Consider the following 26,653-nt stretch of genomic DNA (forward strand, 5'->3'; position numbering starts at 1 on the left):
TCGGTTTGACTAAGTCAGCGTCGAGGAACGACAAACCGAGCCAAACTAAAACATTCCTTTACATTTTAACATGATCTAAATACTTTGTAAATTCATTCCATTGATTTCTTCACGTATATATTCCAGATCGTCGTCCATTTTTTTCTTAAGTTCATCTACACCGGTAAAGGTAATTTCAGGGCGAATAAACTTAATTAAGTCCACTTCCATAGCCTTGCCGTAAAGACTCTCTCCCTCGTAATCGTACAGATAAGATTCCACTTTTATTTCTTTTTCTTTAAATGTGGGATTGGTGCCGATATTCGTAGCGGCAAAATAAAAACGATCTTCTATTCGTACTCGGGTCAAATATACGCCGAATTTCGGCGTGACATAGTGGGTGTCCAACAATAAATTAGCAGTAGGGATGCCGATGGTACGACCCAATTGTTTTCCCTTTACGACCGTTCCTTCGATGCTGAAAGGTCTTCCCAAGAGACGATGAGCGAGATCGGGCTTTCCGTCTTTAATGGCCCGGCGAATACGAGTCGAAGATATGGCCTCCCCTTCATACATGACGGCATCTTCTACGGCGAGTTGAATATTGTTATCCCGGCACAAAGTTCTCAATTCGGTAACCGTACCTTTCGCCTTGAATCCGAATCGATAGTCGTAACCGACGACGATCCCCTTAATTTTCAGGTGATCGCTTAAAAAGCGCTCTACAAATTCCGCAGGCGTCAAGTGCATGATGCTCTTATCAAAATCCATTTCGTAAATAATATCGATGCCCGCGCGTTTGAAAATTTCATGTTTTTGGGAACGAGAGGTCAAAAGTTCTTGAGAGATGCCTTCTGTAAGATTTTTGGTGTGGTTTTTAAAGATCAGTACGGACGCAGGGCACCCCAATGATCTTGCCATGGCGACGACCTTATCCAATAAGGCACGATGACCTAGATGGATGCCGTCGAAGTTTCCTAGGGCGATGGCCGTTTCTCCGGAAATATTAGATTCTAAATTGACTTCCAAAAGCTCCATATACACCTCAATATAATACCTTCTTAATGTACAGCTCTCTCTTTTCGCCATTCCCTTCCAGGGTTCCGATTCCGATGAAATCGCCACCTGCATATATGCGATAAAGAGGCGCTTCATCGACTTGAAAATGAATACGACTGGACATTCCGTTTAACATAGGCTTTTTACGATGCCCGGGCAAATGAATTGCGGGAACGTGATCCAAAAGGCGATCCATGGGGATAAGAATACTTTGCCGCTCATCTTCATCCATAGCCTCGATTTCATCCAGAGTATGGGCATCTTCGACTTTCTCGTCCCCTACCGATATCCGTCGCAAACTGTCCATGGTGAGAAAAGATCCCATCGCTACGCCTATGTCGTCTATAAGCGTGCGAATATAGGTACCTGAGGACACTTCAGCTTTCAAAGTGAGGCCATCATCATTTCGTTCCAAAATGATAAGACTCGAAACATTGATCGGTCTCTCTTTACGCGGAACGCAAATTCCCCGGCGCGCATATTCGTAAAGTTTTCGACCCTTATACTTTAAGGCCGAGTGCATGGGAGGAAGCTGCATTTGTTCGCCGCGAAAAAGATCTAAAATAGGCTCCGGATCTTCAGGAATCTCGATTTCACTTTTCGCAAAAACAACTCCTGTAGTGTCAAAAGTGTCGGTTCGAATACCTTTTACGGCATGGGCTACGTATGCCTTACGATTATCTGCTATATAGTCGGCGATCTTTGTAGCTTTGCCGATACAAATAGGAAGCAAGCCGGTTGCCATCGGGTCCAATGTTCCCGTATGACCGACTTGCTTCGTTTGATATAGACGTCGCATTTGATGAACGACATCGAAGGAGGTAATGCCCTCCGGTTTATCTACAAGTACGACGCCCTTCATAATTTCAAAGATCCAATCTTTTCATCTACGAGCTCTTTCACCTTATTTGCAATGTCATTGAGATTCATGGCTGCCGATGCACCTGACGCTCGAACATGTCCCCCGCCACCAAATTCTCCGGCAAATTGAGTGCAGTCGATATAAGACTTGGAGCGGAAGGAAAGCTTTACTTCCGCTTCCTTTTCTTTTAAGAATACAGCCATTTCTACGCCCTCAATATTTCGAATTTGCTCGACGATTCCCTCAGTATCTTCAGACGTTGCTCCCGTTTCTTCAAGATCCTCGAGTTGACAGGCGGCCATAGCCACTTTCCCATCGGCTAAAAATTCAATACGAGATAAAACTTTCGTCATTAAGGCGAGCTTTTCTCGAGAACGGGATTGGTAGACCGATTGAACCACTATATTGTGATCGCAACCGTAGTCATATAGCTTGGCGACAATGCGATGGGTCCCTCCGTTGACACTGTCGTATTGGAAGCTCCCCGTATCGGTAGATATGGCGGTATAAATTCCCGTGGCCATATCCCCCGTAAATTCAGCGTCTAAACATTCCAATACGTTAAAGAGCACTTCCCCTGTGGAGGTAGCCTGCGGCACGACATAGTTCATATCACCGTAGAGAGTATTGCTTAAATGATGATCTATATTCGCCGTAAATCTAGCCGCTCTTACGATCAATTCACCTGCTTCTCCGAAGCGATGAATGTCGGAAGAATCTAGCGCAATAACCAAATCAAATACTTTATTATTTAGAGAATCCACGTCGACACGGTGTTTAGTAGATGGCAGAAAGCTGAAATCCTTAGGCACGGAGTCGTTGCCGACGTAGGTGACCTCTTTTCCTAAGGAACTAAGATAGCCGTACATGGCCTCCAAGCTTCCCAAATTATCCCCATCAGGACTAACGTGGGAAATAATGGCGATTGAGTTTGCTTTCTTAATTTCTTTTTCCAGTGAGATGCTGAAATCCTTTAAATCACTCACCGTCATACTCCGCTTTTTTCAACTCATCGATTGTCTTTTGCAGCTCCATACCCTTTTCAATGCTCTCGTCCAATTCGAAAATAATATCCGGCATGGCGCGAAGTTTCAAGTTCTTGCCCAATTCCATTTTTATAAAACCTTTTGCGCTTTCCAGCCCGTCGATGGCATCCGCTTTTTGATCTTCATCTCCAAAGACGGAAATTCCTACATTGGCAAATGAAAGATCGCGAGTGATCGACACGTAGGATACGCTGGTTAAGGGAGGTATTCTCGGATCTTTCAACTTGGTTTGAATGATCTCTGAAAGTTCTCTTTTAACTTCCTCAGATATACGATGTACTCTTTTGTCTTTCATTTATAATTCCTTCTTTATTTCTTTTTCGATAAAGCATTCCAGTAAGTCGTTAACTTGAATATCGTTAAAGTTTTCGACCATTAAGCCGCCTTCATAACCTTGAGCGATTTCTCTTGCGTCATCTTGGAAACGCTTAAGGGAAGAAATTTCACCTTCGTGAATAATAACGTCGTCGCGAAGTACCTTCACTTTCGCCTTACGTTGGATCTTACCTTTAAGGACATAGATACCGGCGACGATGTCGTTGCTTGGGAGTTTAAAGGTTTCACGAACCTCACAGCGCCCCAATACTTCTTCAGTAATTTCGGGTGTCAACATGCCGCTGATAGCATTCTTAACATCATTCAAGATATCGTAAATTACACGATAGGTGCGAACGTCGACGTCTTCTTGTTTCGCAAGTTCCAGGGCGTTAATATTCGGGCGAACATTGAAGCCGATAACCAGAGCATTGGACGCGGAGGCTAAGTTAATATCGCTCTCATTGATTCCGCCGGTGCCGGAGTGAATAATGTTCACTTGAACTTCGTCCACGTCTTCGTTGTCGTTAAGCTTTAAGAGAGATTGGTTCAGAGCTTCTACCGTACCCTTTACGTCGGCTTTTACGACGAGGTTTAAATCCTTTAACTCGCCCTCTTTAATCTTATCGAAGAGATTATTTAAGCTGACCTTATTTTTAGAAGCCAGTTTTTCTTCGCGTTCCTGCGCGATATTTTTTGCAGCAATTTCCTTGGCGATTTTTTCTTCTTTTACTGCATAGACCGTATCTCCGGCATTGGGCACGCCGTCAAAACCGAGCACCACAACCGGTGTCGCCGGACCGGCTTTTTTAAGATGCTTCTTCTTGTCGTTGGTCATAGCGCGAATGTGGCCGTAACAGGTTCCGGACACGACATAACAGTCGCTCGTAAGGGTACCTTTTTGTACGAGAATCGTCGCCATGGGGCCCTTACCTTTGTCGAGACGAGCTTCGATAATCGTACCGATGGCTAAGCGATCAGGATTAGCTTTAAGCTCTTGAACTTCCGCCACGAGAAGCACCATATCGAGGAGATCGGAGATACCTTCTTTGGTTTTTGCAGAAACTTCAACCATGATGGTATCGCCGCCCCAGTCTTCCGCTACAAGACCTTCTTCTGTAAGTTCTTGGCGCACGCGATCGGGATTGGCTCCTTCACGGTCGATTTTATTGATGGCCACAATTATAGGAACACCTGCCGCCTTGGCGTGGTGAATAGCCTCTCTCGTTTGGGGCATAACACCATCGTCGGCTGCAACGACTAGAATGGCAATGTCGGTAATGGACGCGCCTCTTGAACGCATAGCTGTAAAGGCTTCGTGACCGGGGGTATCCAGGAAAGTAATATGTTTTCCATCCACCGAAACTTGATAAGCGCCGATGTGTTGAGTAATGCCGCCTGCTTCGGAGTCGGTTACATGGCTGCGCTTAATAACGTCAAGGATCGATGTTTTACCGTGGTCGACGTGGCCCATAACCGTAACAACCGGAGGTCTTTCCTTAAGGGATTCTTCAGGGTCTTCAGAGTCAAGTCCGTAGATTTCTTCTATATTGAGATCTTCTTCGGAAATAAACTCAATTTCCTTACCTAATTCATCGGCCAAAATTTCGATTACATCTCGATCAATGGATTCGTTTTGAGTTGCCATAACCCCTAAACCGATTAATTTGGTGATAACCTGTGCCAAACTGACGCCGATAGTATCAGCAAACTCTTTTACCGTTAACGGTGCTTTTACTTTAATACCGTCATCCCCCTTCGCCTCTTCTCGCGCTTCACGTTCTTTGCGCTTTTGACTTCTCGACTTTTTCTTTGGAGCTCTGCGTTTTTCAAAATCTTGATTTCCAAAACTTTTTTCGGATCGTTTATCTACATCATCTTTTTTCTTAGATTGCTTGGACTTTTTATTTTTCTTTTGTTTCTTATTACTGGAACGTTCAAAATGATCTGAAAAATCATCGTCCTCTTCAATCTCTTTACGATGAGGTTTACGACTTTTTACAGGCTCCTCAGCACGCTTCTTGTTTACGTGAGGGTCCTTGACCTCGGGTGCTTCCGCCTTTCGATCGACCTCGACATCGTCTGCAGATTTCACGTCTTTTTCGGTTTTTACTTTTTTTGTGGAAGATTCTTCAGATTTCTTTTCTTCCGTCTTTTTCTGACTTTTAGAGGATTTTGCTGCCACCTCAGTCTGAGCACCTTGTGCTTGACGGATAAAAGTAAACAATTCCTTTTGTTGATCTTCCGTTATCGTACTCATGTGACTTTTAACAGGTATCTTTGCCTGCTCGAGAATAGCCATGAGATCTTTACTCGCCATTCCCATTTCCTTGGCAACCGTGTACACTCTTTTATTCGACATGAGAACACCTCCTAGTGCGAGGTCTATAGATCTTCTAAGGTTTGGCGCAGCGCATCAATGGTCTCCTTGGGAACATCTTGACTTAATGCACGCTGAATAGCCCTGTGTTTTATGGCTTTATCGAAACATTTCGTGTCCCGACAAAGATAAGCACCGCGACCATTCGCTTTTCCCGTACTGTCTATAAAAACCTCATTGTCTTTGTTCTTAACTATACGTATTAATTCTTGCTTCGGCTTTGATTCCGAGCACCCAATACACTTTCTCAAAGGTATTTTTTTAGGCTTTTTCATTGCTTCTCCAGTTATTCATCGTCTGTCAAATAGTCTGGAACGTCATCTTCTTCTACATCGTCCGATGCTTCCGTTTCATCGTCAGTAGTTTCAGAGGAAGCGTCGACAAATAAATTATTTAAATCCATACCTGTCAAGCCGCCGATACTTGCGAAATTATCGTATTCTTTAACTTCTTCCGCCGGGGCTTCTTCATCTTCAATTTCATCATCTTGAACCGCCGTGTTCTCGAATTCATCACGGAATTCATCGATTGTTTGGTCGATTTCATCGAGATATTCGCTAAATTGCGTTTCCGATTTTATGTCGATCTTCCAGTTGGTAAGTTTCGCGGCCAGTCTGGCATTTTGGCCTTCTTTACCGATGGCCAGAGATAATTGATAATCCGGCACCACGACCATGGCTGCCTTTTCTCTATGATTAATAAAGACTTCCACCACTTTTGAAGGACTTAGAGCATTGCCGATAAAAGTGGCGATGTCTTTTTCATAAATCACGATATCGATCTTCTCATCGTGTAACTCGTCAACAATTGTTTTGACGCGGCTTCCCTTAAAACCTACGCAGGCTCCCAGAGGATCTACTTCTTCATCTTTTGAGAAGACGGCGAGCTTCGTGCGACTTCCCGCTTCACGTGCTACGGAATAGATTTCAACGACACCGTCGTGAATTTCCGGAACTTCCAGTTCAAATAAACGGCGAACCAAATTCGGATGGCTTCTCGACAAGACAATTTGCGGTCCTTTTGGTTGCCGATTTACCTCTAAAATCAACATCTTATAGCGATCGCCTTGGGCATAACTTTCACCAGGTGTTTGCTCTGAAACAGGTAAAATAGCTTCGGTTTTTCCTAGATCTACGAAGACATTGCCTTTGCTGACGCGTTGGACATCACAGGTTATAATTTCATTTTCTCTATCCGCATAGTCGTCATAAATGACTTCTCGTTCGGCATCTTTGATACGCTGAATAACTACTTGTCTCGCCGTTTGAGCAGCTATGCGACCGAACTTTTCAGGATCGATGGCTTCATAGTAGACATCGCCGATTTCGAGACGAGGATTTATTTTTTTCGCATCGTCTAGGGAGATCTCCATTTGATCGTCCAACACTTCGTCTACTACGATTTTCTCGGCGGATACGCTTATTTCTCCTGTATCTCTGTCGATGGAAACATCAACTGTTTGAGAAGTTCCGTAGTTTTTCTTATAGCTCGATATTAGAGCTGTTTCCAGTGCTTCTAAAATAACGTCTTCGCGAATACCTTTTTCGCTTTCCAATTGCTTCAGAGCTAAAATAAACTCTTCATTCATTCTTATTCAACTGCCTCCTAAAATTCAATGACCTGTCGCATTAATGAGATGGATTTTGAATCGAAAGTGACAGTTTCTCCGCTCTCCTCACGGATGTCGACAGTATCGTCTCCATAATCCGTCAAAATTCCAATAAAATCTTTCTTGTCATCCATTTTTTTATAAAGACGAACTTCCACCTTATTACCTAAGTTTCGGCGATAATCATCTTTCGTCCGAATGGGTCGATCTAAACCGGGAGATTGTACTTCCAGCGTATATTGACCTTGTATCAGATCGTCGTCAATACTCTCATTAACGGCACGAGATATTTCCGCACAATCATCTATATTGACGCCTTCTTTACGGAATACCGTTATAATAACGCGCGTCGGTTGTTTCTTGGTAATCTCGACTTCTACAATCTCATACCCTCGTTCTTCTGCAGCAACTTCAGCAGCACGAACAATTTCTTCACGTACTTGAGGACGCTTCAAGAACTCACCTCCCATAAAAAACTAGAGTGGGGGCCCCACTCTAGTTCTAAACGTCTATCTATCTCTTTCTTTCAACTATTGTATCATAAATCGGCTGGAGATCCAACTAGGTCCAGCATACTTAACTGGTTATCTTTCGGAATTCCGTTTAAGGCGCCGTGTTGTGTTAAAGCTTCTACTACCGTTTTTGAAGCCCCCGTTCGCCTAATCATATCTTCCACTGATAAGAACGGACCTTTTTGATACTCGTTGTAAATTTCTTTTGCAATGGTCTTGCCGATTCCAGGCAAGGAGCTTATGGGAATAATAACTTTTCCCTCATATATACTGAAGCGATCGTAATGAGATTTTCCCAAATGTATAGGTTCAAATTCATATCCTCTAGCGTACATTTCCAAAACTACCCTTAAGAGCGAGGCTTCGTCCTGTTCCTTTTTCGAGGCCTCATCGCCGAGATTTTTAATATTTTCTATCCGCCGTTTCACGTTGTCTGCTCCTTCGATTAGAAGGTTGCCGTTCAAGTCGTTGAGTTTTGTGGTGAAATAGGCTGCGTAAAAAGCCAAGGGATAATAAACCTTATACCAGGCGATGCGAATACTCGTCATAACGTAAGCGACGGCATGGGCCCGCGGGAACATGTATTTGATTTTTTCACAGCTTTCGAAATACCAGCTTGGAACATCGAGCGTCTTCAATACATCCATATATTTTTCGGGAAGTCCCCTGCCCTTTCGGACGGCCTCCATAGTATCAAAGGCTACTTTATTTTCGGCTCCGGCAATGATTAGATAGTTCATGATATCTTCCCGTGTACTGATAACTTCGGATATCGTCGCTTTTTTAGAATGGACCAGATCCTGTGCATTGCCTGTCCATACGTCTGTTCCATGGGAAAGGCCGGATATGTTCACGAGGGCGCCGAATGTATCGGGCTTTGTATCCAAAAGCATCCTGACGACAAAATCCGTTCCGAACTCGGGAATGCCCAGTGTGCCGGTATCGAATTTAAAAATTGACTCGTCGGCTTTCAAAGCGTCCATGCTCGTGAAAAGACTCATGACTTTATCATCATTTATATCCACTTCATTCATATCGACGCCGGTCATATCTTCTAACATTCGCAAAATGGAAGGGGCATCGTGTCCGAGGATATCTAGCTTTAAAATATTTTCACTGATGGAATGATAATCGAAATGGGTGGTAATGACATTTTTCTTTTTTTCATCAGCAGGATACTGAATCGGCGTAAAATGATGAATGTCATTGTCCTTCGGTACGATCATAATGCCGCCGGGGTGTTGGCCACTAGTTCGTTTTGCCCCCTCAATTCCTTTGGCAAGGCGCGCAATATCAACGGGATTTCGGACAATTTCGTTTTCTTCCAAATACTTTTTCACGAGACCGAAAGCCGTTTTTTCCGCCAATGTACCGATGGTACCTGCGCGAAATACAAACCCCTCGCCGAAATAGTCTTCGATAAACTGATGGGCCTTCGGTTGATATTCTCCTGCAAAGTTTAAATCGATATCAGGCTCTTTGTCGCCGTAAAAGCCTAAGAAGACTTCAAAGGGAATCTTATGGCCGTCGCGGATTAAATCCGTACCGCAGTGAGGGCAGGACTTTTTAGGAAGATCGAATCCTGTGCTGTATTGTTTGTCTTCCACAAATTCGCTGTATTTACATTGGGGACAAACATAGTGAGGCGCCAAGGGGTTGACCTCTGTAATTCCCGTCATCGTCGCCACGAAAGATGACCCGACGGAACCACGTGAGCCTACGTAGAAGCCGTCATCATTGGATTTCTGTACTAACTGTTGGGCGATCCGGTACATAACGGCATAACCGTTGCCGATAATACTGTCCAGCTCCGTATGGAGGCGATCGGCGACAATTTCCGGCAGAGGGTCTCCATAAATTTCTTTAGCTCGATTGACCGCATCGTTTTTTAAGTCCACATCGGCATTCTCAATTTTGGGCGGAAATTTTCCCGATGGTATGGGAGGAAATTCCTCGATACTGTTGCAAATCGCTTTCGGGTTATCTATAACGATTTCTTCGACTCGATCCTCCAAAAAGTCGAAAGCTCTAAGCATCTCTTCGGTAGACATGAAATAAGCTGCCCCATTGCTGAAGGGACGGCCTCTAAACTTCGAATACTCCAATACCTTGAGATATATTTCGTCGTCGGGATCTAAGTAGCGTACATTATTCGACGCAACTACCGGCACGCTGCATTTATCAGCAAGCTTCAGCAAGTGTTCTATCATGTCCTCAGCATCTGTTTCGTTTCTCAATAAACCATCCATATAGCTTTTGCCGTATCGTTTTGGCGGCGCCACTTCTACAAAACTTAGAGAATTTATAATATTTAAAAGTTCCTCATCGTCGGCTCCACGCAGATAGCTGTCCATTAAAAGTCCCTGTTCTCCCCCGCTTCCGATAATAAATTCCTCTCGGTGCTTTATTATCTCGCTCTTTAAAATCCGAGGCGTACGATAAAAAGTCTCTGTATGGGATTTTGAAATCAGACGATAGAGAGTGGTCAGCCCGTCAACTGATTTTGGGAATATGGTCAATCTCGTAGGAAAGAGTTTTTCCGGTTCCGGATGCTTCAGTCGATTATAATCTTCCGGAGACATTATACCTTCTTTTTCAGCCAATCTTTCCAGATGTAAAAAGAGCTCGGCCGTAGCCTCCGCGTCGTTGACGGCGCGGTGAGCGCCCTGTAGATTAATACCGAATCGTTTGGCCAATGTTCCCAGTTTATAGTTCTTTACCCTTAAGTCCAGACATTGAGCGAGTAAAAGAGTATCGATTGTAGGATAGCTCGCCTTTTCCTTTCTCCTGAATTCGATAAAACGAGAGTCGAACGAAGCATTGTGGGCTACTAAAATGCTGTCGCCGATAAAATCCTCAAATTTAGGAAGAGCTTTATCGATGGTCGGCGCATCGGTCACCATATCGTCTGTAATATTGGTAAGTTCAACGATTTTAGATGGAATAGGTCTAAGCGGGTTTACAAATGTAGAGAATCGATCGACAATTCTACCGTTCTCAATTTTTACGGCACCTATTTCTGTGATTTCATCGTATCGAGGGGAAAAGCCGGTAGTCTCCAAGTCAAAAACCACAAAACTTGAACCATAGCTCGTGTTGCTCGGGTTTTTAAAAATCTTTTCTTCGTCGTCAACTACATCGGCATCGATACCGTATAAAATTCGAATATCGTGTTTTTTCGACGCCTGCATTGCCTCCGGAAATCCCTGAACCACATTATCGTCGGTTATGGCGATGGCTTCGTGGCCCCAAAGCTTAGCGCGCTTGGCGAAGTCATTAATGGTATGAGTGCCATCTGTATTGCTCATCTTCGTATGGACGTGAAGCTCTATACGTTTTTTTGTGCTTCTGTCCCCGGGAGAGGCTTGGTGTGCCTTTCGAATGTTTCGCGCCATGATACTTTCGTTGCGTTCAAAACTATCGAATTCGAATTTACCGTAAACTTCTACGGCACTATTTACTTTAAATGTAGAGGCGAAATCATCGGCCTCTTTATTTTTAACGAATGCTTTAACATTGCGACTGTCACTTCCATCGAAAACGGATAAGATGAAGAGTGTCTTATCGTTTTTTATAGAGCGGGAGTCCATGGCAAAAATATTTCCTGAAATAGTTACCATCTCTCCGACTCGACACTGAGACAGAGGCACGATTCCTTCAAATTTATTTTTTCCGTAGCTGTAGACTCCCTTATCTTCCTCTTTAGGCATGCTCTCCGTCGTACGCACGACAGTTTCTTCAAACGTTTCGCGGAACACGATCTCTTCTTCATCTATCAGTTGACTCAGCTCGTGAAGTTCACAACCATTTTCATCGCATTCGCAGCGAATCTGATACATTTCGCCGGTTTCCTTTAGGAGAAGTTGATCTAACTTTAGAGAAAGAATATTCCTCTCCACTGTAGGATTGGGAACGCGAATGGTAAGGCTTCGAGCCTCTAGGCTGAAAGATTCTTTACTTAGCCAACTAGCTCCTGAAGGCAGTTGTTCCAGTATCCATTGAAAGAGATCCTCTTGCGTCATCTTTCTCGTTACTTTCTTCTTTTCCTTACAAGATAAAATAACGTCCAATCCGTCGTAACAGGAGGTCATTCTCTTTTTAAGCTCCAGCCATTGTTCGTTTTCCTCGCTGTCTGTAAGGATGGTTATTCGACCTTTTTTCCTATTATAAATTAATTTATTTATTTGAAGATTCTCTGATAAAAGAAAATCCATCAGATACTTTTCTGATGGATGGCTATTTTCATTCTTCACTCTGATCCCTCTCTATTAAATCAATTAATTCGTCGAGGAGAGCTTCCTCCGCTACCGAACGCACGACTTCGCCTTTTTTAAAAATGACCCCTCGGCCATTTCCTCCTGTAATACCATAATCCGCCTCTTTTGCCTCACCGGGTCCGTTAACTCGACAGCCCATAATGGCGATTTTACCCTGGAAATCCACATTGGCGAGCCGCTTCTCAGCTTCTTCGGCAATAGAAATAAGATCGATTTCCGTTCTACCGCAGGTCGGGCAGGATATAAAATCGATCCCGTCGTTTCGAAGTCCTATGCTCTTTAGAATCGACTTGGCGCACAACACTTCGTCTACTGGATCCCCCGTTAAGGAAACTCGGATAGTATCGCCGATATCGTCGAGAAGCAAAGAGCCTATTCCAACAGAAGACTTAACGATCCCGTTCATTCGGGAGCCTGCCTCGGTAATACCTAAATGGAGTGGACAATCTGAAACTTTTTTAAACGCGCGGTAAGCCTCCACCGATTGACGAACGTTCGAGGATTTTAAAGAAACCTTGATGGCATCCAGACCGAATTTTTCTAACATGTTAATTTGCTCAATAGCAGACGCCACGATGGAATCGGGATTGACACCGCCCATTTTTTCTATAAATTCCTGTTTTACCGATCCGGAATTGACACCGACACGGATGGAAATTCCCTCAGCTTTAGCTGCCTCCGCTACTTCTTTTACTTTCCAACTTTCACCGATGTTTCCCGGATTTAACCGCAGACCATGTACATGATGCTCCATAGCGTATAGAGCCAGGCGGTAATCGAACTGAATATCAGCAATGACGGGAATAGAAATAGCGGGAATAATAGTATCCAATGCCTTGGCATCGTCTTCGTCGTTGATCGCCATGCGGATAATATCGCATCCTGCTGCTTCCAAGGCTTTTACTTGTGCGATGGTTCCTCGAATATCCTTGGTCTTTGTATTGGTCATGGATTGAATGCTTACAGGCGCTCCCCCGCCGATCAGCACATCCCCTACTGCAATTTGTTTCGTATATCTTGCCAAAGGTCATCGTCCTTTCTAGTTTAAAAAGCGCGCAATATCTCCGAATATCGTAACATAAATCATTAGACCGATTAAGAGCGCAAAACTAATAAACGATAAAGTCATCTCTATTTTTTTATCAACAGGTCTGCCTGTAATGGCTTCGATTAAAATGAATAAAAGTTTTCCTCCGTCAAGTGCAGGAATGGGAAGCAAGTTCATTACCCCTAAGTTGGTCGATATATAGGCCATAATAAACATAAGTGATCCGAATCCGAATTTTGCCGAATCGCCGATAATTTTTACTACACCAACCGGGCCGGACAATTTGTCCACCCCAAGATCGCCTGTAAATAATTGTTTTAGCACGTCAAAAATGGTCACGATCACTTTCCCCGTCATAGTAAAACCATCTTTTACGGAGCGTAGAGGATGGTGTTCGCTTTCCGGCTTAATACCGATATAGCGTCTACCGTCTTTTGCGGCAGGCTTTATCGTAATTTCCTGTTCCTCTCCGCTGCGACTATAACCAACGGTTACATCTTCTTTTGATTCGGCGATGAGAGCAGAAAATTCATTCCATTCTTTTACGGGCTCACTATTTACCGAAAGAAGAACATCCCCTTTCTTTATACCTGCTGTTGCGGCGGGGGTGTCCGGGAGTACCTCCCCTACAGTGTTGGTAGGATAGCCACTAATAAGCGTAAAGAGCGTGAAACCAACGATGGCGAGGACGAAATTCATAGCGGCGCCACTGGCAATGACGGCGGCGCGCTGCGGAAGCCCGGCATTATTAAAACTTCGCGGGTCGTCGGACTCGTCCTCTTCCCCTTCCATGGCTACATAGCCTCCCAGGGGAAGAGCCCTTATACTGTATTGGGTTTCATCTTTTTGTTTTTTATAGAGCAAGGGTCCCATGCCGATGGAGTACTCGTTGACACGAATCCCCACAAGTTTCGCCATACCGAAATGGCCGAACTCGTGTAGTCCGATGATTAAAACGAATACAAATATAGTACCTAATAAACTTGCCATATAACCTCCTAAAGGGGAAACCGATAGAGCATATACACCATCGGTATTATCATTAAAATACTGTCGAAACGATCCATAAAGCCTCCGTGACCCGGCAGCATATGGCCGTAATCCTTTATACCTGTAGCCCTCTTCATTTTAGAGGCGAACAAATCGCCGAGCTGAGCTGTAACGGATGCTACTCCTATAAACAATGCGTGCATCCAATCGATAGAGATGCCCACGAATCGACAGTAAATTAAACCGACGATAATGGTACAAACGACGGCACCTACGGCTCCCTCTACAGTTTTGTTCGGACTGATGGAAGGAACCAGTTTGTGTCTTCCGAAAGCCATACCCGTTAAATAGGCAAAAGTATCGGTAGATACTGCAATAATGAAGACCAGGTAGAGGTAAAAAGTTTTCTCGAGACTTAATATGGGAAAGAGAAAATAGGGAACATAGACTAATATCAACATGCAAAGACCGAACTCTTCCAGCGTAAATTGTGGACTTTTTAAATAATAAAGTACGAGTAAGAAGGTGGAAACAGAAAAGGCTAAGAAGGCAGGCCATGACAGAAGAAATACGGCAAAATGAATAAAGCACGACAATAGAATGTAATGCTCGGGTATATCGTGTCCTTTATGTTTAAAAGCTTGAGAAAGTTCGTGACATAGCTCGAGAGAAAACAGGAGGACGGCAATGCGAAGCACGTGACCTCCAAAGTATAAAATGACGGCGAGCAATGCCAATAAAACCACAGCCGTCAACGAGCGCTTTAGAAAATTATTCATTACAGCCCTCCAAATCTTCGGTCTCTCGTACGATAGTCATCTATAGCGGCGTTGAATACTCCTTCATCAAAATCCGGCCAAAGTACATTCGAAAACCAGAACTCGCTATAAGCTAATTGATAGAGCATAAAATTACTTACCCTCAACTCTCCGCTCGGTCGTATTAAAAGATCGAGTGGCGGCTGATCTTTCGTGTACAGAAGGGACTGAAACAGAGTTTTGTCGATAGACTCGGGATCCAGCTCGCCTTCTTGAGCGAGGGAGGCTATACGGCGAGCAGCTCTTACGATTTCATCTTGTCCGCCATAGTTTAATCCGATATTTAAAATCATTTTATCGCCATTCGATGTACGATCGAGAGCCATTTCCACTAAATCTCTCGTCTTTCCGTCGAGAGCGGAAATATCGCCCATTATATTTAATTTTACCCGGTTCTCCACCAACTCATCGATATATTTAACTAAGAAACTCTGTAACAGTATCATTAAATTGTCGATCTCTTTTTGTGGCCGCTTCCAGTTTTCCGTAGAAAAAGCATAGAGCGATAGATAAGGAATCTCCAGTCGATAGGCTTCTCGTACAATATCAAGAACTCGTTTGACCCCTTCCTTATGGCCATAAGTTCTCGGTAATCCTCTTTTTTTTGCCCAGCGACCGTTACCGTCCATGATAATGCCGATGTGCTTGGGCATAGCTTTTTTATCAGAGTCCATAGTTCCCCCTAAAAAGAAAGAACCCCCGTAAGGGGGCTCTATTAAGTTTTATTTAGATTTCAAGTAATTCGTCTTCTTTTGCCTTGGCGACGGTGTCGATATCTTTAATAGCTGCATCGATCAGCTTTTGAACTTCTTCTTCGTAGACTTTTAATTCGTCTTCCGAGATTTCTTTATTCTTTTCAGCTTTTTTAATAATATCGATGGCGTCACGACGAATATTGCGCACGGCGACTTTGGATTGCTCGGCATCCTTTCCTACGACCTTGATCATTTCCTTACGGCGCTCTTCTGTTAGAGCCGGAATGGCGAGACGAATCAGTTTTCCGTCGTTAGAGGGGTTAAGCCCTAAGTCGGACTTTAAAATCTCTTTTTCGATTGCGGGAATTAAGGATGCGTCCCAAGGTTGGATAGTCAGTAAACGAGCTTCCGGAGCGGTAATTCCCGCCACTTGATTAAGAGGCGTTTGCTGTCCGTAAGCTTCTACCGTAACTCTGTCCAATAAGCTCGGGTTGGCGCGTCCGGCGCGAATGGAGCCTAGATCTTCTTTTAAGCGATCAACTGTTTTTTGGGTTTTCGTACGAATTTCCTGTTTTACGTCATTGAACTCCATACATAATCCTCCTTATTTAACACAAGTTCCCAACTCTTTACCCATGGCCGCGTCGAAAATATTTTCCGATTGGTCGATGCCAAAGACGATAAGAGGAATGTCGTTTTCCATGCATAGAGAAGTTGCCGTAGAATCCATTATCTTGAGGTTTTTGCTTAAAATATCGAAATAACTCAAGCTTTCGAACTTGACGGCATCGGCATTAAGATTCGGATCGGAATCGTAAATTCCGTCGGTGCCTTTTTTTGCAAGGAGAATAACATCGGCGTCGATTTCAGCTGCACGAAGAGCAGCCGTCGTGTCGGTGGAAAAATAGGGGTTTCCTATACCGCCGGAGAAAATAACCACTCGACCCTTTTCTAAATGGCGAATGGCGCGGCGACGAATATATGGCTCGGCTACCTGTTTCATTTCGATAGCCGTCATCACACGCGTCACAACATCCATTTGCTCCAGGGCATCTTGAAGGGCCAAAGCGTTCATGACCGTACCGAGCATCCCCATGTAGTCGCTCGTTGCACGATCCATATCCTTGCTGTCGCGACCGCGCCAGAAATTGCCGCCGCCGACGACGATGCAAGTCTCTACACCTTCTTCGGATATTTTCTTAATTTCTCTTGCAAATAATCGAACGGTCGAGGAATCGATGCCGATTCCCTTTTCGCCAGCCATGGCTTCCCCGCTCAACTTTAAGACAATTCTTTTGTATCTAGGTTCCATGGTCTAAATCCGATTTATTGCATTTGCTTTGCTACTTCTTCAGCAAAGTCTTCGGTGCGTTTTTCCATACCTTCGCCTACTTCATAACGGCAGAAGCGACGGATGCTGATTTTTTCACCGATTTTAGCGACTAAATTGGTTAAAAGTTCGTTAACGGTAACGTCGCCATCTTTAATATAAGGTTGATCCAATAGGACAATCTCTTGATAGAATTTTTCTAAACGACCTTCCACCATTTTTTCAACGATGTGTTCGGGTTTGCCTTCATTTAAAGCTTGTTCTTTTAATACGGCACGTTCATGATCAAGTTCTTCTTGGGAAACTTCTTCACGAGTAACATATTTGGGATTGGTTGCAGCAACTTGCATCGCCATGTCGCGAACAAACTCTTTGAAGTCTTCGTTTTTAGCGACAAAGTCGGTTTCGGAGTTAACTTCGATTAAAACGCCGATGCGGTTGTTGTGAACATAGCTCTCTACAATACCTTCAGCTGCAATACGATTGCTCTTTTTCGCAACCTTGCTAAGGCCTTGTTCTCTTAAAATGTCCGCTGCGCGTTCGATGTCGCCGTCGGAATCTTTAAGAGCCTTCTTGCAGTCCATCATACCGGCGCCAGTTTTGTCTCTAAGTTCTTTGACCATTTTTGCAGTAATTTCCATGATAGTCCCCCTTATAAAATTCTATGATTTTCAAAAAAATAAGAGTTCCGTTGGCTCAGAACTCTTATAAATTTCCTTATTATTGTTCTTCTGTTTCAGCCGCACTATCCGTGATTTGATTTTCAGTTTCCACTTTGGATTGTTGCTCGGATTCAACTTCGGCGTCGTCTTGAGCACCTTGCTTGCCTTCGATAACGGCATTTGCCATTGTTTCGGTAATTAACTTAACGGCACGGATGGCATCGTCATTGCCGGGAATCGGGTAATCTAATTCATCGGGATCGCAGTTTGTATCGAGGATACCGACGATGGGAATACCAAGCTTTTGTGCTTCTTTAACGGCGATGTTTTCTTTTTTCGGATCCACAACATACATTACATCGGGAAGTCCGTTCATATCTTTAATGCCACCGAGGAACTTTTCGAGACGTTCTCTTTCGTGGCGTAAACCGATAACTTCTTTTTTGGGAAGTACATCAAAACGGCCGTCTGTTTCCATTTCTTCTAAATCTTTTAAACGTTCAATTCTGGTTTTGATCGTTTGGAAGTTAGTAAGAAGACCACCTAACCAACGTTGGTTGATATAGAATTCACCGCAACGTTTAGCTTCTTTTTCAATGGCATCTTGTGCTTGTTTTTTAGTGCCGACAAATAAAATTTGGCCGCCGTCTTGAACAGTTTCGCGAACAAAGTCGTAAGCTTCTTCGATCTTACCGACGGTTTTTTGTAAGTCGATAATATAAATACCATTGCGTTCTGTGAAGATGTATTTCTTCATTTTCGGGTTCCATCTTCTGGTTTGGTGACCGAAGTGGACACCTGCTTCGAGCAGGCTCTTCATTGATACTACAGACATTTTTACCTCCAATTGTTTAGTCCTCCATGAGGTTTTAAAATACAGCTACTTTTCAGCAACGGCTATATTCTCGCCCCATGTGTGTATTTGTACCGATATATTATAACATGAGCCTATTGGCTGCGCAAGGTTCCCGGAGTAATTATGATATAATTCCATATATAAGATAAAGGAGGAATTTATGAATCTGAAAAAAAGACTCGATGCCTACGCCGAAACGCTCATAAAAGTAGGCATTCAAATAAAAGAAGGACAACCGCTCGTTATACGCTCCCCGATTGAAGGCCGCGAATTGGCTGTCCTCTCGGCAAAACACGCTTATTTAAACGGCGCTAGTGATGTTCATATTATCTGGAGCGACGACGATTTGACTCTTATGCGTTATAAACACGCTCCACAAGAAGTATTAAATAATGTACCGGAATATCAGAAAGAAATGTTTCGCTATTATCTCGATCAAGGTGCAGGATTCTTATCGTTTACGGGGACCGATCCCGATCTGTTAAAATCTGTCGATCCCAAAGTCCTTCAAGCCACCATCATGAACAGGAGCAAGGCAATGGAGTTTTATTCCGAAGCTATGATGAGTGACAAAAATCCCTGGACAGTTGCCGGTGTAGCGACGAAAGCTTGGGCGAAGAAAGTATATCCTGAGCTTCAAGAAGAGGAAGCTATCGAAAAGTTGTGGGATGCTATTTTCGATATGTCACGGGTAACGGAAAACTCCGTTAAAACTTGGAAAGAACACATGGACCGTGTTAACTCTTTGGCCAAAAAAATGACCGATTATAAGTTCAAATCTCTTCACTATCGAAATAGCCTCGGTACAGACTTAGTCGTTGAGCTCCCGAAAAATCACTTGTGGGCAGGAGGCGGAAGTACAACGCCCGACGGCAGTCCTTTCGTCGCCAATATTCCTACAGAAGAAGTCTTTACGCTTCCCCACGCCAGTGGCGTAAACGGTATAGTCTACGCTTCCATGCCTCTAGCCTATAACGGCAATGTAATCGATAAATTCTATTTGCGTTTTGAAAATGGTTCCGTCGTTGACTATGACGCCGAGACCGGGAAAGATACGCTAAAACATCTATTGGAAACTGATGACGGCGCGAAGCGCTTAGGCGAAGTAGCTCTCGTTCCCTATGACAGCCCCATTTCTAACCGCAATCAACTTTTCTATAACACCTTATTCGACGAAAACGCTTCTTGCCACTTGGCTCTCGGAAGAGCTTACCCCACCTGTTTAGAAGGAGCCGATGCATATTCGAAAGAAGAACTCGAAGGATTGGGCGTAAATGACAGTCTCGTACACGTTGACTTTATGGTGGGCTCCAAGGATATGTCTATTGTCGGCAAAACCGAAGAGGGTCAAGAGATCGTCGTATTTAAAGACGGCAATTGGGCATTTTAAGCATGAAAAAAGCTTCCGATGAACGGAAGCTTTTTTTAGATTTCTTCGCTTTTAGCAATAACTTCTTTGCCTGCATAGTATCCACAGCTCGGGCAGACACGGTGGGGCAATTTTGTTTCGTGACAGTTAGGACACTCAACGATAGTTGCTTTATTTAGACGATAAGAAGATGCACGTCTTTTATTTTTACGTTGTTTTGAAGTTTTTCTCTTAGGTACTGCCATTTCTACACCTCCCTATCTTCAGACTCATTATCAAATAAATTTTTTAAGGATTCAAAGGGACTGATTCCCTCCTGCTCACATTCGTGATCGGGATGTTCATTTAAATCCTCACCGCAGACCGGGCAAAGCCCTTTACATGACGAATCACATAAGATCTTTGTCGGAACTGAGGTTATAACTTGTGAGAATACCAATTCTCTTAAGGGGAATGCTTCAAGTGAATCCACAACTAAGACATTGGCTTCGATCTCTTCGTCAGGATCAGTTGTGACCACCATATGGGACATACTTTCAACATCCTCTTGCATCGGTTTTAAACAACGATCGCAACGGCTGTTAAAAGTATAATCAACATGTACATCCACATCCAGGTCTCCGTCGACCTTGTAAATATCCAGTTGATAATTTACAGGATCTTCCAGACCTAAGCCTTCAACATCTAAAGGACTGTCCTCAGGCGAGAGTTCGCCGGAAACAGATTTTTGGATGCCATTTCCCCTTAAAAATTCAGAAATATCGGTACGCATGGTATCACCTCTAAAACTGCTGCACATTATTATATGACAGAAAAAGACCGATTGTCAAGAGTTTATACGAGTTTTGCAGTCTCCATGGCGATCTTCAGTTCTTCGTTTGTGGGAATAACGAGAACGGGAATGGAAGATGCGTCGGTGCTGACGACAGCTTCTTTTCCGCGCATATTGTTCTTTTCTTTGTCGATTTCAACTCCTAAGCTCTTCAAGCCGTCTACGACACGTTCCCGTGTGGTAATGGAGTTTTCGCCTACACCTGCAGTAAAGATAATGCCGTCGCAGTGATCCATTTCAGTTAAATAAGCACCGATGTATTTACGTACGCGGTTTTCGAAAATATCCAATGCAAGTTGTGCACGGTCATTTCCCTTTTCGGCAGCTTCTTCCAAATCTCTGAAGTCGCTGGAAACGCCGCTTACGCCTAGTACGCCGCTCTTCTTATTTAATACATTGTTCATTTCTTCAGTGGATAGTTTTTCTTTATCCATGATGAAGGGAATGATGGCCGGGTCCAAGTCGCCGGAGCGAGTACCCATGGCAAGGCCTTCAAGTGGCGTAAAGCCCATAGACGTATCGAAGCATTTTCCGCCTTTAACGGCACTGATGCTGGATCCGTTACCTAAGTGGCAAGTAATCAGGTTTACTTCATTGAGATCTTTGTCGAGCATTTCCGCTGCACGTTCGGTAATGTATTGGTGACTGGTGCCGTGGAAACCGTAGCGACGTACTTTGTAGTTTTCGTAGTATTCGTAGGGTAATGCATAGATATAGTTCAACTCGGGAATGGATTGATGGAATGCCGTATCGAAAACTGCAACCATGGGAACATCGCCCATAATTTCTTTACAAGCTTCAATACCGATAATGTTCGGCGGGTTGTGTAAAGGAGCAATTTCAACATTGTCGTTAATCGCTTGCATTACTTTTTCGTCGATTACGACCGATTCAGCAAAGGCTTCACCGCCGTGAACGACGCGGTGACCGACTGCATCGATTTCATCCAAGCTCTTAACCGCACCGTAATCTTCGTGTTTTAAAGAATCGAGAACGATCTTAAGTGCAGCTTTGTGATCGGCTAACATTTCTTCGATGACGATTTCATCTTTTCCGGCTGCTTCGTATTTTACGCGGCCACCTTCGATACCGATACGTTCTGCCAAGCCTTTCGCTAGAACTTCTTTCTTATCCATATCGATTAATTGGTATTTCAAAGAAGAACTGCCACAGTTAATGACTAAAATATTCATACATTTCCTCCTCAGTACTTTCAAAATTTTCCTTAGTTATTATATCATATAAAGAGCCGATGTCTAAACTATGAGCTGAATAGGAATGAAAAACTATGAAAAACGCATTAATCGTTGCAGAAACCAATCCTCTGCATCATGGCCATGTATATTTAATCGAGCAAGCTAAAAAAGAAGGCTACCGCATCATCATCCTAATGAGCGGTCCCTTTACCCAGCGGGGCCTCCCCGTCATTACCGATCCCTTTACGCGGTCGCAGGATCTCGTGAAAAATGGAGCCGATGTTGTCATTACACTTCCCATACAGATCGCTTCGAGCTATGGCGAGATGTTTTCCCACGGTGCCATGACTGTCGCCGAAAAACTCGGATCCATCGATGCCGTTTTTTGCGGCACGGAATGGGGCAATAGGGATTTATTTCAACAAATTTACGATTACGAGAAGAAACCGGCCTTTTCTCAACGAGTAAAAAAATCCCTGGCGCAGGGAAAATCTTTCAGCACGTCATATTTAGCAGCTCTCGAGGCAGAGAATGCACTTTGGAAAGACCTCTTTCAATCCAATGCCATTCTCGCCTACGGCTATTTTAAAGCCCTTAAAAAGCTAAACTCTACTATTGAGTTTCGTCCCATTGAAAGAGTAAAAGAAAGTGATCGCCCGTTAGTCAGCGCCTCTTATATTCGAAAGAATTTCCATAATAACCCGCAAGAATTGGCAAAGGCTTGCGCCGGAACCCCTCCCCAATTTTCTGAAGATCGTTTGCTGGAATCTCTATATCTTCTTTACCGCACTTTAAGTTTAGATAGATCCCGTGACTGGAGTCTTTACGACGGTTACGAAAAAGGAATTGACGATCGCATCTTAAAATCCCTAGGTGAATTTAATTCATTTGAAGAGTTTTTGGAGAATACGAAGACCAAACGATATTCTCGCTGGAGAATTTCCCGACTGCTCCTCCACCGCTTCTTAAACATGACATCGATAGATGTTCAAGATGCCGTCAAGAACCAGAGCGCTTTTCACGTATTAGCTTTTTCTAAACAGGGAAGAACTTTTTTAAAAGATATGAAGGAGTCCGACGTAACCCTCTTTACCAATTATAAAGACGCTCGAAAACTTTCCTCTCAAAATCAGAAATTTTTACTGTATGAAGAAAAGGCCATGAATCTCTGGAGCATTCTCACCTATTCTTCTATAAATCGCCTCTTTAAAGGCAGATAAAAAACGGCCACAAGGCCGTTTTTTAAAGCTCTTTTCTGTTTTCGTTGATGGTCTTAATCATTTCGGATAGATGAACTTGCGTATCTTCCAACAGACCGTCTACATACTCTCTTGCCGAATGGCGAATCTGTTCGCTTTCCGTTTCGGCGCGAATCATAATTTCTCTCGCCTGCTCTTGAGCTTCCATAGTAATTTCATCTTCGTCGACTAATTTCTTGGCTTCTACATGAGCCGCTTGAATAATCTGTTTAGCCTGCATATTGGCGTCATTAAAGATTTCATCTTTACGATCGCGAATACTTTGGGCCTCCGCCATATCTTGAGGGAATTGGGATTCGATACGGTTTAAAAGTTCCGTTACTTCTTCCTTATCTACCATAGTCTTTCCCGTAAGGGGGATAGTAGAACTTACTTCCAATAAATCTTTCAGATCCTCAATGTAACGCATGACTTCCATAGTTTTACCTCTCTCTCACTTTTTCTTTCATTGCCTTTCCCACAATCTCCGGAACAAATAAGGATGTATCACCGTCAAAAGCTGCTACCTCTCTCGCAAGCGACGAACTTATAAATAAGTGTTCCTGAGTAGTAAGTAAGAAAACTGTTTCCAAATCGGTGCCATAGTTTTTATTCGCCATGGCTACCATATATTCATTTTCGAAATCGGAATTGGAACGCAGTCCGCGCACTACTGTACCGATATTCTTACTCTTAGCATATTCGACGAGCAGACCTTCGAAACTTTCTATTTCGATATTATCTTCGCCCTCCAATGTTTTTTCAAGAAGTGCCAGTCGCTCGGAAATTGTAAAAAAACCGGTCTTTTTCTTATTATTTAAAACGGCGACCACGACTTCTCCAAAGACTTTACGTGCCCTTAAAATAATATCGAGATGCCCGTAAGTTACCGGATCGAAACTCCCGGCATAGATAACTTTCACTTCTTAATCACAACTTTCGTAAATCCAAATATTTTTGTTACCATACTTCTTCTTTCGAAGGAGCACTAAATGCTCATACTCCGAAAAGTCATAGATATTCGGTGCTTCCATGATAATCCGCCCACCATCTGCCAGAAGTTTCTCTTGTGCGATGATGCGCACCGATTCATCATAAAATTTCTTTTGATCGTAGGGGGGATCTATATAGACGTAGTCAAATTGTAAGCCCTTTTCCTTCGCCATGTTTAAACATTTTTCATAAGAGCCGTTCACAACATGTCCTCTATTCCCGTATTCGGTCAAAGAAAGATTCTCTTGGATAAGGCGTAGGCTATCGGGGTGATTGTCACAAAACCAGCAGATATCGGCACCGCGGCTTAGAAATTCTATTCCCATATGTCCGGTTCCGGCAAAAAGATCTAAAACAACGGTTCCACTGAAGGGACCGAAGAGCACATTGAAAATATTTTCTTTAATTCGATCTTCCGTCGGACGGATGCGATTATCCTTCGGCGTCTTCAGTCGTCGACCTTTTACCTCACCTGCAATTACACGCATAATATCCTCCCCTAAATTCTAGCATATTCCCTTATCGTTGACAATTTATCGTAACATTAAATACCTAATGTTCTTTTTTCATAAGCCAAGACGCCGTTTAATAGATCCGGTTGCTCTTCAGCATTCAAATGTTCCCCTTTTAAAATGGCGTCTGCCTCGATTTTAGCGTAGCGCATAATATCCATATTTTCGAATAGATCGCCTATGCGAAAGCTCACCATTCCAGATTGGCGAGTGCCGAAGAAATCACCGCCTCCCCTAAGTTTCATATCTTCTTCCGCAATATAAAATCCGTCGTTTGAAGCGGCCATAATTCCGAGACGCTGTTGCGTTTTTGTTGACTGATTCGCCGAGTGCAAAATGCAGTAAGCCTGACTATTGCCCCGGCCCACACGCCCTCGCAATTGATGTAGCGTGGCTAAGCCGAAACGATCGGCGTCGAACACAAAGAGTAAATTGGCATTTACCACATTAACGCCTACTTCGATGACGGTAGTAGATACTAAAATCTGATGGCGATTCGACTCGAAAGCCTCCATAACTTCATTTTTTTCTTCGGGAGATTGTTGTCCGTGAAGGAGCCCGACGCTGTAATCTTTAAAGCGCTCTGTCGAAAAATACCGGTAAACCGATTCTGCGGCGTGCAGGGAAAGCTCCGGATTTTCTTCGATAAGAGGACATACGATATAAACTTGCTGCCCGCTCTTCAAATAAGATTCGATAAAACCATAGGCTTTTTCAAGATCTCCGTCACCTATAAGCGTGGTCTCCACGGACTTTCGTCCTTTCGGCATGGTTCGAATCGAAGAGATGGAAGTGTTTCCATACATAACGATGCCTAGGCTCCTCGGAATGGGCGTCGCCGTCATAATCAAACGATCGCTTTTCGATTGCTTTTCTTGTAGTGCTTCCCTTTGCATTACGCCGAAACGGTGTTGTTCGTCGGTAATCGTAAGCCCTAAGTGATCGGATTGTATGTCTTCATTATAAAGACTATGGGTTCCGATTAAAATGTCGCAGGAACCATTGTTAAAGTTTTCTATTATTTCACGATGCTTGGCAGGTTTAGTCGATCCCGTCAAGAGCTCTACTTTTACGCCCATAGGCATAAAGTGTTCGAAGGCATCTGCATAGTGTTGTTTGGCAAGGATCTCCGTAGGCGCCATCATCATAGCCTGATAGCCGCTGGCCACACAGCGAGCCATAGCGAGAAAGGCTATCACAGTCTTTCCACTCCCTACATCGCCTTGTACGAGCCTTTCCATGCGCTCATCGGAAGCCATATCTTTCTTTATATCCTCCCAAGCTTCCCTTTGACCTTCCGTCAATTCGAAAGGTAAATTCTCGAGAATTTGATCGCTTAGGCTTTCCTCATTCATGGAAAATCCTTCCGCACCTCGCTTCTCGTCGAAACGACCTAAAGCGAGTTGAAAACACAAAAATTCCGAAAAAATTAGGGATTGACGAGCCAGGAGAGCTTCATCCATGGTCTTTGGACGGTGGATGCTTTTCAGCGCCTCTTCCTCGGAGAGCAAGCCGTAGCGTTTTAAAAGATAATCCGGAATAATCTTAGGAATCTCAAAACTTGCCAACGCTTCACTCATCAGCTTTTGCATACGTCCTTGTTGTATTCCTTCAACTAAAGGATATATGGGCGAAATGCGCATAGCCTCCTTGCGCTCTTTTTCCGTAAAAAGCTTAGGACCTGTGAATTGAAGCTTTCTATTAAAGAATTTCGGCTTCCCGTAAATATAGTAGTCATTTCCCACTCGCAATTGTTTGTCGAGAAAGGGCATGTTAAAGAAAGTAAGTTCCGCTTGGGAGTTTCCGTCGCTAATTTTAAAATTCTGCATCTTTAAGCCCTTTTTTAAATAACGAACTTTTTCTTTTCCCATTATGCGAACTCTATACATCTTAGGTTCCTCGAAGGAAGCGTGTTCAAAATCTACGAGCTCTGTTCGGTTTTCGTAGCGGTAAGGAAAGGTATAAAGTAAATCTTCCACCGTATGAATATCTAATCGTTTAAGGCGCTCTGCAATCTTCGGTCCTACGCCCGATACATTTTTTACATCAGCATCTAACATAGTTCCTCCAATGAA

The 26,653-nt window shown here is 43.6% G+C and carries 26 protein-coding genes; 2 read left to right on the plus strand and 24 right to left on the minus strand.

Annotated features, from left to right (window positions below; genetic code table 11):
* Positions 1-75: 75 nt before the first annotated feature.
* The 17 genes from PEPTYR26121_RS02040 to rpsB all read right to left on the minus strand — a co-directional run bounded on the left by PEPTYR26121_RS02040 (position 76) and on the right by rpsB (position 18,417).
* On the minus strand, positions 76-1,017 hold the full coding sequence (locus tag PEPTYR26121_RS02040) for a bifunctional riboflavin kinase/FAD synthetase (protein ID WP_180498713.1): 942 nt from the start codon (positions 1,015-1,017) through the stop codon (positions 76-78).
* 7 nt (positions 1,018-1,024) lie between these two features.
* Positions 1,025-1,900, minus strand: a complete 876-nt coding sequence (gene truB, locus PEPTYR26121_RS02045; RefSeq protein WP_180498715.1) for a tRNA pseudouridine(55) synthase TruB — start codon at positions 1,898-1,900, stop codon at positions 1,025-1,027.
* Positions 1,897-2,886 (minus strand): DHH family phosphoesterase, encoded by a 990-nt coding sequence (locus tag PEPTYR26121_RS02050; RefSeq protein ID WP_180498718.1) that lies wholly within the window; start codon positions 2,884-2,886, stop codon positions 1,897-1,899. The genes truB and PEPTYR26121_RS02050 overlap by 4 nt, the downstream gene beginning before the upstream one ends.
* Entirely contained in the window at positions 2,879-3,241 is a 363-nt protein-coding gene (rbfA, locus tag PEPTYR26121_RS02055) for a 30S ribosome-binding factor RbfA (RefSeq protein WP_180498720.1), read from the minus strand. The genes PEPTYR26121_RS02050 and rbfA overlap by 8 nt, the downstream gene beginning before the upstream one ends.
* Positions 3,242-5,623: a translation initiation factor IF-2 gene (infB, locus tag PEPTYR26121_RS02060; protein WP_180498723.1), complete on the minus strand. Its 2,382-nt coding sequence runs from the start codon at positions 5,621-5,623 to the stop codon at positions 3,242-3,244.
* A 23-nt stretch (positions 5,624-5,646) separates the two neighbouring features.
* Positions 5,647-5,916 carry an RNase P modulator RnpM gene (gene rnpM, locus PEPTYR26121_RS02065; RefSeq protein ID WP_180498726.1) on the minus strand — a complete coding sequence of 90 codons (270 nt, stop codon included), beginning with the start codon at positions 5,914-5,916 and terminating at the stop codon, positions 5,647-5,649.
* An 11-nt stretch (positions 5,917-5,927) separates the two neighbouring features.
* The gene (nusA, locus tag PEPTYR26121_RS02070; RefSeq protein ID WP_180498728.1) at positions 5,928-7,229 is read right to left on the minus strand and encodes a transcription termination factor NusA; all 1,302 of its coding nucleotides are present in this window, start codon (positions 7,227-7,229) and stop codon (positions 5,928-5,930) included.
* 17 nt (positions 7,230-7,246) lie between these two features.
* Positions 7,247-7,705 carry a ribosome maturation factor RimP gene (locus PEPTYR26121_RS02075; protein ID WP_180498730.1) on the minus strand — a complete coding sequence of 153 codons (459 nt, stop codon included), beginning with the start codon at positions 7,703-7,705 and terminating at the stop codon, positions 7,247-7,249.
* Between the two features lie 83 nt (positions 7,706-7,788).
* The gene (locus PEPTYR26121_RS02080; RefSeq protein ID WP_180498732.1) at positions 7,789-12,015 is read right to left on the minus strand and encodes a PolC-type DNA polymerase III; all 4,227 of its coding nucleotides are present in this window, start codon (positions 12,013-12,015) and stop codon (positions 7,789-7,791) included.
* Complete coding sequence (gene ispG, locus PEPTYR26121_RS02085; protein ID WP_180498734.1) at positions 12,005-13,063, minus strand: flavodoxin-dependent (E)-4-hydroxy-3-methylbut-2-enyl-diphosphate synthase; 1,059 nt, start codon at positions 13,061-13,063, stop codon at positions 12,005-12,007. The genes PEPTYR26121_RS02080 and ispG overlap by 11 nt, the downstream gene beginning before the upstream one ends.
* Positions 13,064-13,078: 15 nt before the next feature.
* Positions 13,079-14,077: an RIP metalloprotease RseP gene (gene rseP / locus PEPTYR26121_RS02090; RefSeq protein ID WP_180498736.1), complete on the minus strand. Its 999-nt coding sequence runs from the start codon at positions 14,075-14,077 to the stop codon at positions 13,079-13,081.
* Positions 14,078-14,085: 8 nt separating this feature from the next.
* Positions 14,086-14,856, minus strand: a complete 771-nt coding sequence (locus PEPTYR26121_RS02095; RefSeq protein ID WP_180498738.1) for a phosphatidate cytidylyltransferase — start codon at positions 14,854-14,856, stop codon at positions 14,086-14,088.
* Entirely contained in the window at positions 14,856-15,569 is a 714-nt protein-coding gene (gene uppS / locus PEPTYR26121_RS02100) for an undecaprenyl pyrophosphate synthase (RefSeq protein WP_180498740.1), read from the minus strand. The genes PEPTYR26121_RS02095 and uppS overlap by 1 nt, the downstream gene beginning before the upstream one ends.
* A 52-nt stretch (positions 15,570-15,621) precedes the next feature.
* Positions 15,622-16,182, minus strand: coding sequence for a ribosome recycling factor (gene frr, locus PEPTYR26121_RS02105; RefSeq protein WP_180498742.1), 561 nt, complete (start codon positions 16,180-16,182; stop codon positions 15,622-15,624).
* Positions 16,183-16,194: 12 nt separating this feature from the next.
* Positions 16,195-16,902 (minus strand): UMP kinase, encoded by a 708-nt coding sequence (gene pyrH / locus PEPTYR26121_RS02110; protein WP_180498743.1) that lies wholly within the window; start codon positions 16,900-16,902, stop codon positions 16,195-16,197.
* Between the two features lie 14 nt (positions 16,903-16,916).
* The gene (gene tsf, locus PEPTYR26121_RS02115) at positions 16,917-17,561 is read right to left on the minus strand and encodes a translation elongation factor Ts (protein ID WP_180498745.1); all 645 of its coding nucleotides are present in this window, start codon (positions 17,559-17,561) and stop codon (positions 16,917-16,919) included.
* 79 nt (positions 17,562-17,640) lie between these two features.
* A complete protein-coding gene (gene rpsB, locus PEPTYR26121_RS02120) occupies positions 17,641-18,417 on the minus strand; it encodes a 30S ribosomal protein S2 (RefSeq protein WP_180498747.1) in 777 nt (258 codons plus the stop codon).
* 181 nt (positions 18,418-18,598) lie between these two features.
* Here rpsB and PEPTYR26121_RS02125 point away from each other — a divergent pair, with 181 nt between their 5' ends.
* Complete coding sequence (locus tag PEPTYR26121_RS02125) at positions 18,599-19,828, plus strand: aminopeptidase (protein WP_180498749.1); 1,230 nt, start codon at positions 18,599-18,601, stop codon at positions 19,826-19,828.
* A gap of 35 nt (positions 19,829-19,863) precedes the next feature.
* Here PEPTYR26121_RS02125 and rpmF read toward each other — a convergent pair whose 3' ends face one another.
* The 3 genes from rpmF to PEPTYR26121_RS02140 form a co-directional block, all read right to left on the minus strand.
* Positions 19,864-20,052, minus strand: coding sequence for a 50S ribosomal protein L32 (gene rpmF / locus PEPTYR26121_RS02130; RefSeq protein ID WP_180498751.1), 189 nt, complete (start codon positions 20,050-20,052; stop codon positions 19,864-19,866).
* 2 nt (positions 20,053-20,054) lie between these two features.
* A complete protein-coding gene (locus tag PEPTYR26121_RS02135) occupies positions 20,055-20,579 on the minus strand; it encodes a YceD family protein (protein WP_180498753.1) in 525 nt (174 codons plus the stop codon).
* 62 nt (positions 20,580-20,641) lie between these two features.
* A complete protein-coding gene (locus PEPTYR26121_RS02140; protein ID WP_180498756.1) occupies positions 20,642-21,832 on the minus strand; it encodes an acetate kinase in 1,191 nt (396 codons plus the stop codon).
* A 95-nt stretch (positions 21,833-21,927) separates the two neighbouring features.
* On the opposite strand from PEPTYR26121_RS02140, the gene PEPTYR26121_RS02145 reads away from it, so the two are divergent.
* Positions 21,928-23,055 (plus strand): nucleotidyltransferase family protein, encoded by a 1,128-nt coding sequence (locus tag PEPTYR26121_RS02145; protein WP_180498758.1) that lies wholly within the window; start codon positions 21,928-21,930, stop codon positions 23,053-23,055.
* 22 nt (positions 23,056-23,077) lie between these two features.
* On the opposite strand, the gene PEPTYR26121_RS02150 is transcribed toward PEPTYR26121_RS02145, so the two are convergent.
* The 4 genes from PEPTYR26121_RS02150 to recG are packed head-to-tail and all read right to left on the minus strand — an operon-like array spanning position 23,078 to position 26,638.
* Complete coding sequence (locus PEPTYR26121_RS02150; protein WP_180498760.1) at positions 23,078-23,512, minus strand: ATP synthase subunit B family protein; 435 nt, start codon at positions 23,510-23,512, stop codon at positions 23,078-23,080.
* Between the two features lie 4 nt (positions 23,513-23,516).
* The gene (gene coaD / locus PEPTYR26121_RS02155; protein ID WP_180498761.1) at positions 23,517-23,996 is read right to left on the minus strand and encodes a pantetheine-phosphate adenylyltransferase; all 480 of its coding nucleotides are present in this window, start codon (positions 23,994-23,996) and stop codon (positions 23,517-23,519) included.
* 3 nt (positions 23,997-23,999) lie between these two features.
* Entirely contained in the window at positions 24,000-24,554 is a 555-nt protein-coding gene (gene rsmD, locus PEPTYR26121_RS02160) for a 16S rRNA (guanine(966)-N(2))-methyltransferase RsmD (protein ID WP_180498763.1), read from the minus strand.
* Positions 24,555-24,610: 56 nt separating this feature from the next.
* Positions 24,611-26,638, minus strand: a complete 2,028-nt coding sequence (gene recG / locus PEPTYR26121_RS02165; protein ID WP_180498765.1) for an ATP-dependent DNA helicase RecG — start codon at positions 26,636-26,638, stop codon at positions 24,611-24,613.
* Between the last annotated feature and the right edge of the window lie 15 nt (positions 26,639-26,653).

This window comes from Aedoeadaptatus nemausensis (assembly GCF_903819165.1).
GTDB lineage: Bacteria > Bacillota > Clostridia > Tissierellales > Peptoniphilaceae > Aedoeadaptatus > Aedoeadaptatus nemausensis.

Excerpts from the sequence above, each read along its gene's own strand:
- infB (WP_180498723.1), bottom strand. The coding sequence starts at position 5,623 with ATGTCGAATAAAAGAGTGTACACGGTTGCCAAGGAAATGGGAATGGCG.
- PEPTYR26121_RS02145 (WP_180498758.1), top strand. The coding sequence starts at position 21,928 with ATGAAAAACGCATTAATCGTTGCAGAAACCAATCCTCTGCATCATGGC.
- PEPTYR26121_RS02125 (WP_180498749.1), top strand. The coding sequence starts at position 18,599 with ATGAATCTGAAAAAAAGACTCGATGCCTACGCCGAAACGCTCATAAAA.
- PEPTYR26121_RS02040 (WP_180498713.1), bottom strand. The coding sequence starts at position 1,017 with ATGGAGCTTTTGGAAGTCAATTTAGAATCTAATATTTCCGGAGAAACG.
- pyrH (WP_180498743.1), bottom strand. The coding sequence starts at position 16,902 with ATGGAACCTAGATACAAAAGAATTGTCTTAAAGTTGAGCGGGGAAGCC.
- rbfA (WP_180498720.1), bottom strand. The coding sequence starts at position 3,241 with ATGAAAGACAAAAGAGTACATCGTATATCTGAGGAAGTTAAAAGAGAA.
- rpsB (WP_180498747.1), bottom strand. The coding sequence starts at position 18,417 with ATGTCTGTAGTATCAATGAAGAGCCTGCTCGAAGCAGGTGTCCACTTC.
- rnpM (WP_180498726.1), bottom strand. The coding sequence starts at position 5,916 with ATGAAAAAGCCTAAAAAAATACCTTTGAGAAAGTGTATTGGGTGCTCG.
- PEPTYR26121_RS02140 (WP_180498756.1), bottom strand. The coding sequence starts at position 21,832 with ATGAATATTTTAGTCATTAACTGTGGCAGTTCTTCTTTGAAATACCAA.
- rpmF (WP_180498751.1), bottom strand. The coding sequence starts at position 20,052 with ATGGCAGTACCTAAGAGAAAAACTTCAAAACAACGTAAAAATAAAAGA.
- PEPTYR26121_RS02095 (WP_180498738.1), bottom strand. The coding sequence starts at position 14,856 with ATGAATAATTTTCTAAAGCGCTCGTTGACGGCTGTGGTTTTATTGGCA.
- uppS (WP_180498740.1), bottom strand. The coding sequence starts at position 15,569 with ATGGACTCTGATAAAAAAGCTATGCCCAAGCACATCGGCATTATCATG.
- PEPTYR26121_RS02135 (WP_180498753.1), bottom strand. The coding sequence starts at position 20,579 with ATGCGTACCGATATTTCTGAATTTTTAAGGGGAAATGGCATCCAAAAA.
- nusA (WP_180498728.1), bottom strand. The coding sequence starts at position 7,229 with ATGAATGAAGAGTTTATTTTAGCTCTGAAGCAATTGGAAAGCGAAAAA.
- rsmD (WP_180498763.1), bottom strand. The coding sequence starts at position 24,554 with ATGCGTGTAATTGCAGGTGAGGTAAAAGGTCGACGACTGAAGACGCCG.
- recG (WP_180498765.1), bottom strand. The coding sequence starts at position 26,638 with ATGTTAGATGCTGATGTAAAAAATGTATCGGGCGTAGGACCGAAGATT.
- rseP (WP_180498736.1), bottom strand. The coding sequence starts at position 14,077 with ATGGCAAGTTTATTAGGTACTATATTTGTATTCGTTTTAATCATCGGA.
- PEPTYR26121_RS02150 (WP_180498760.1), bottom strand. The coding sequence starts at position 23,512 with ATGGAAGTCATGCGTTACATTGAGGATCTGAAAGATTTATTGGAAGTA.
- tsf (WP_180498745.1), bottom strand. The coding sequence starts at position 17,561 with ATGGAAATTACTGCAAAAATGGTCAAAGAACTTAGAGACAAAACTGGC.
- frr (WP_180498742.1), bottom strand. The coding sequence starts at position 16,182 with ATGGAGTTCAATGACGTAAAACAGGAAATTCGTACGAAAACCCAAAAA.
- truB (WP_180498715.1), bottom strand. The coding sequence starts at position 1,900 with ATGAAGGGCGTCGTACTTGTAGATAAACCGGAGGGCATTACCTCCTTC.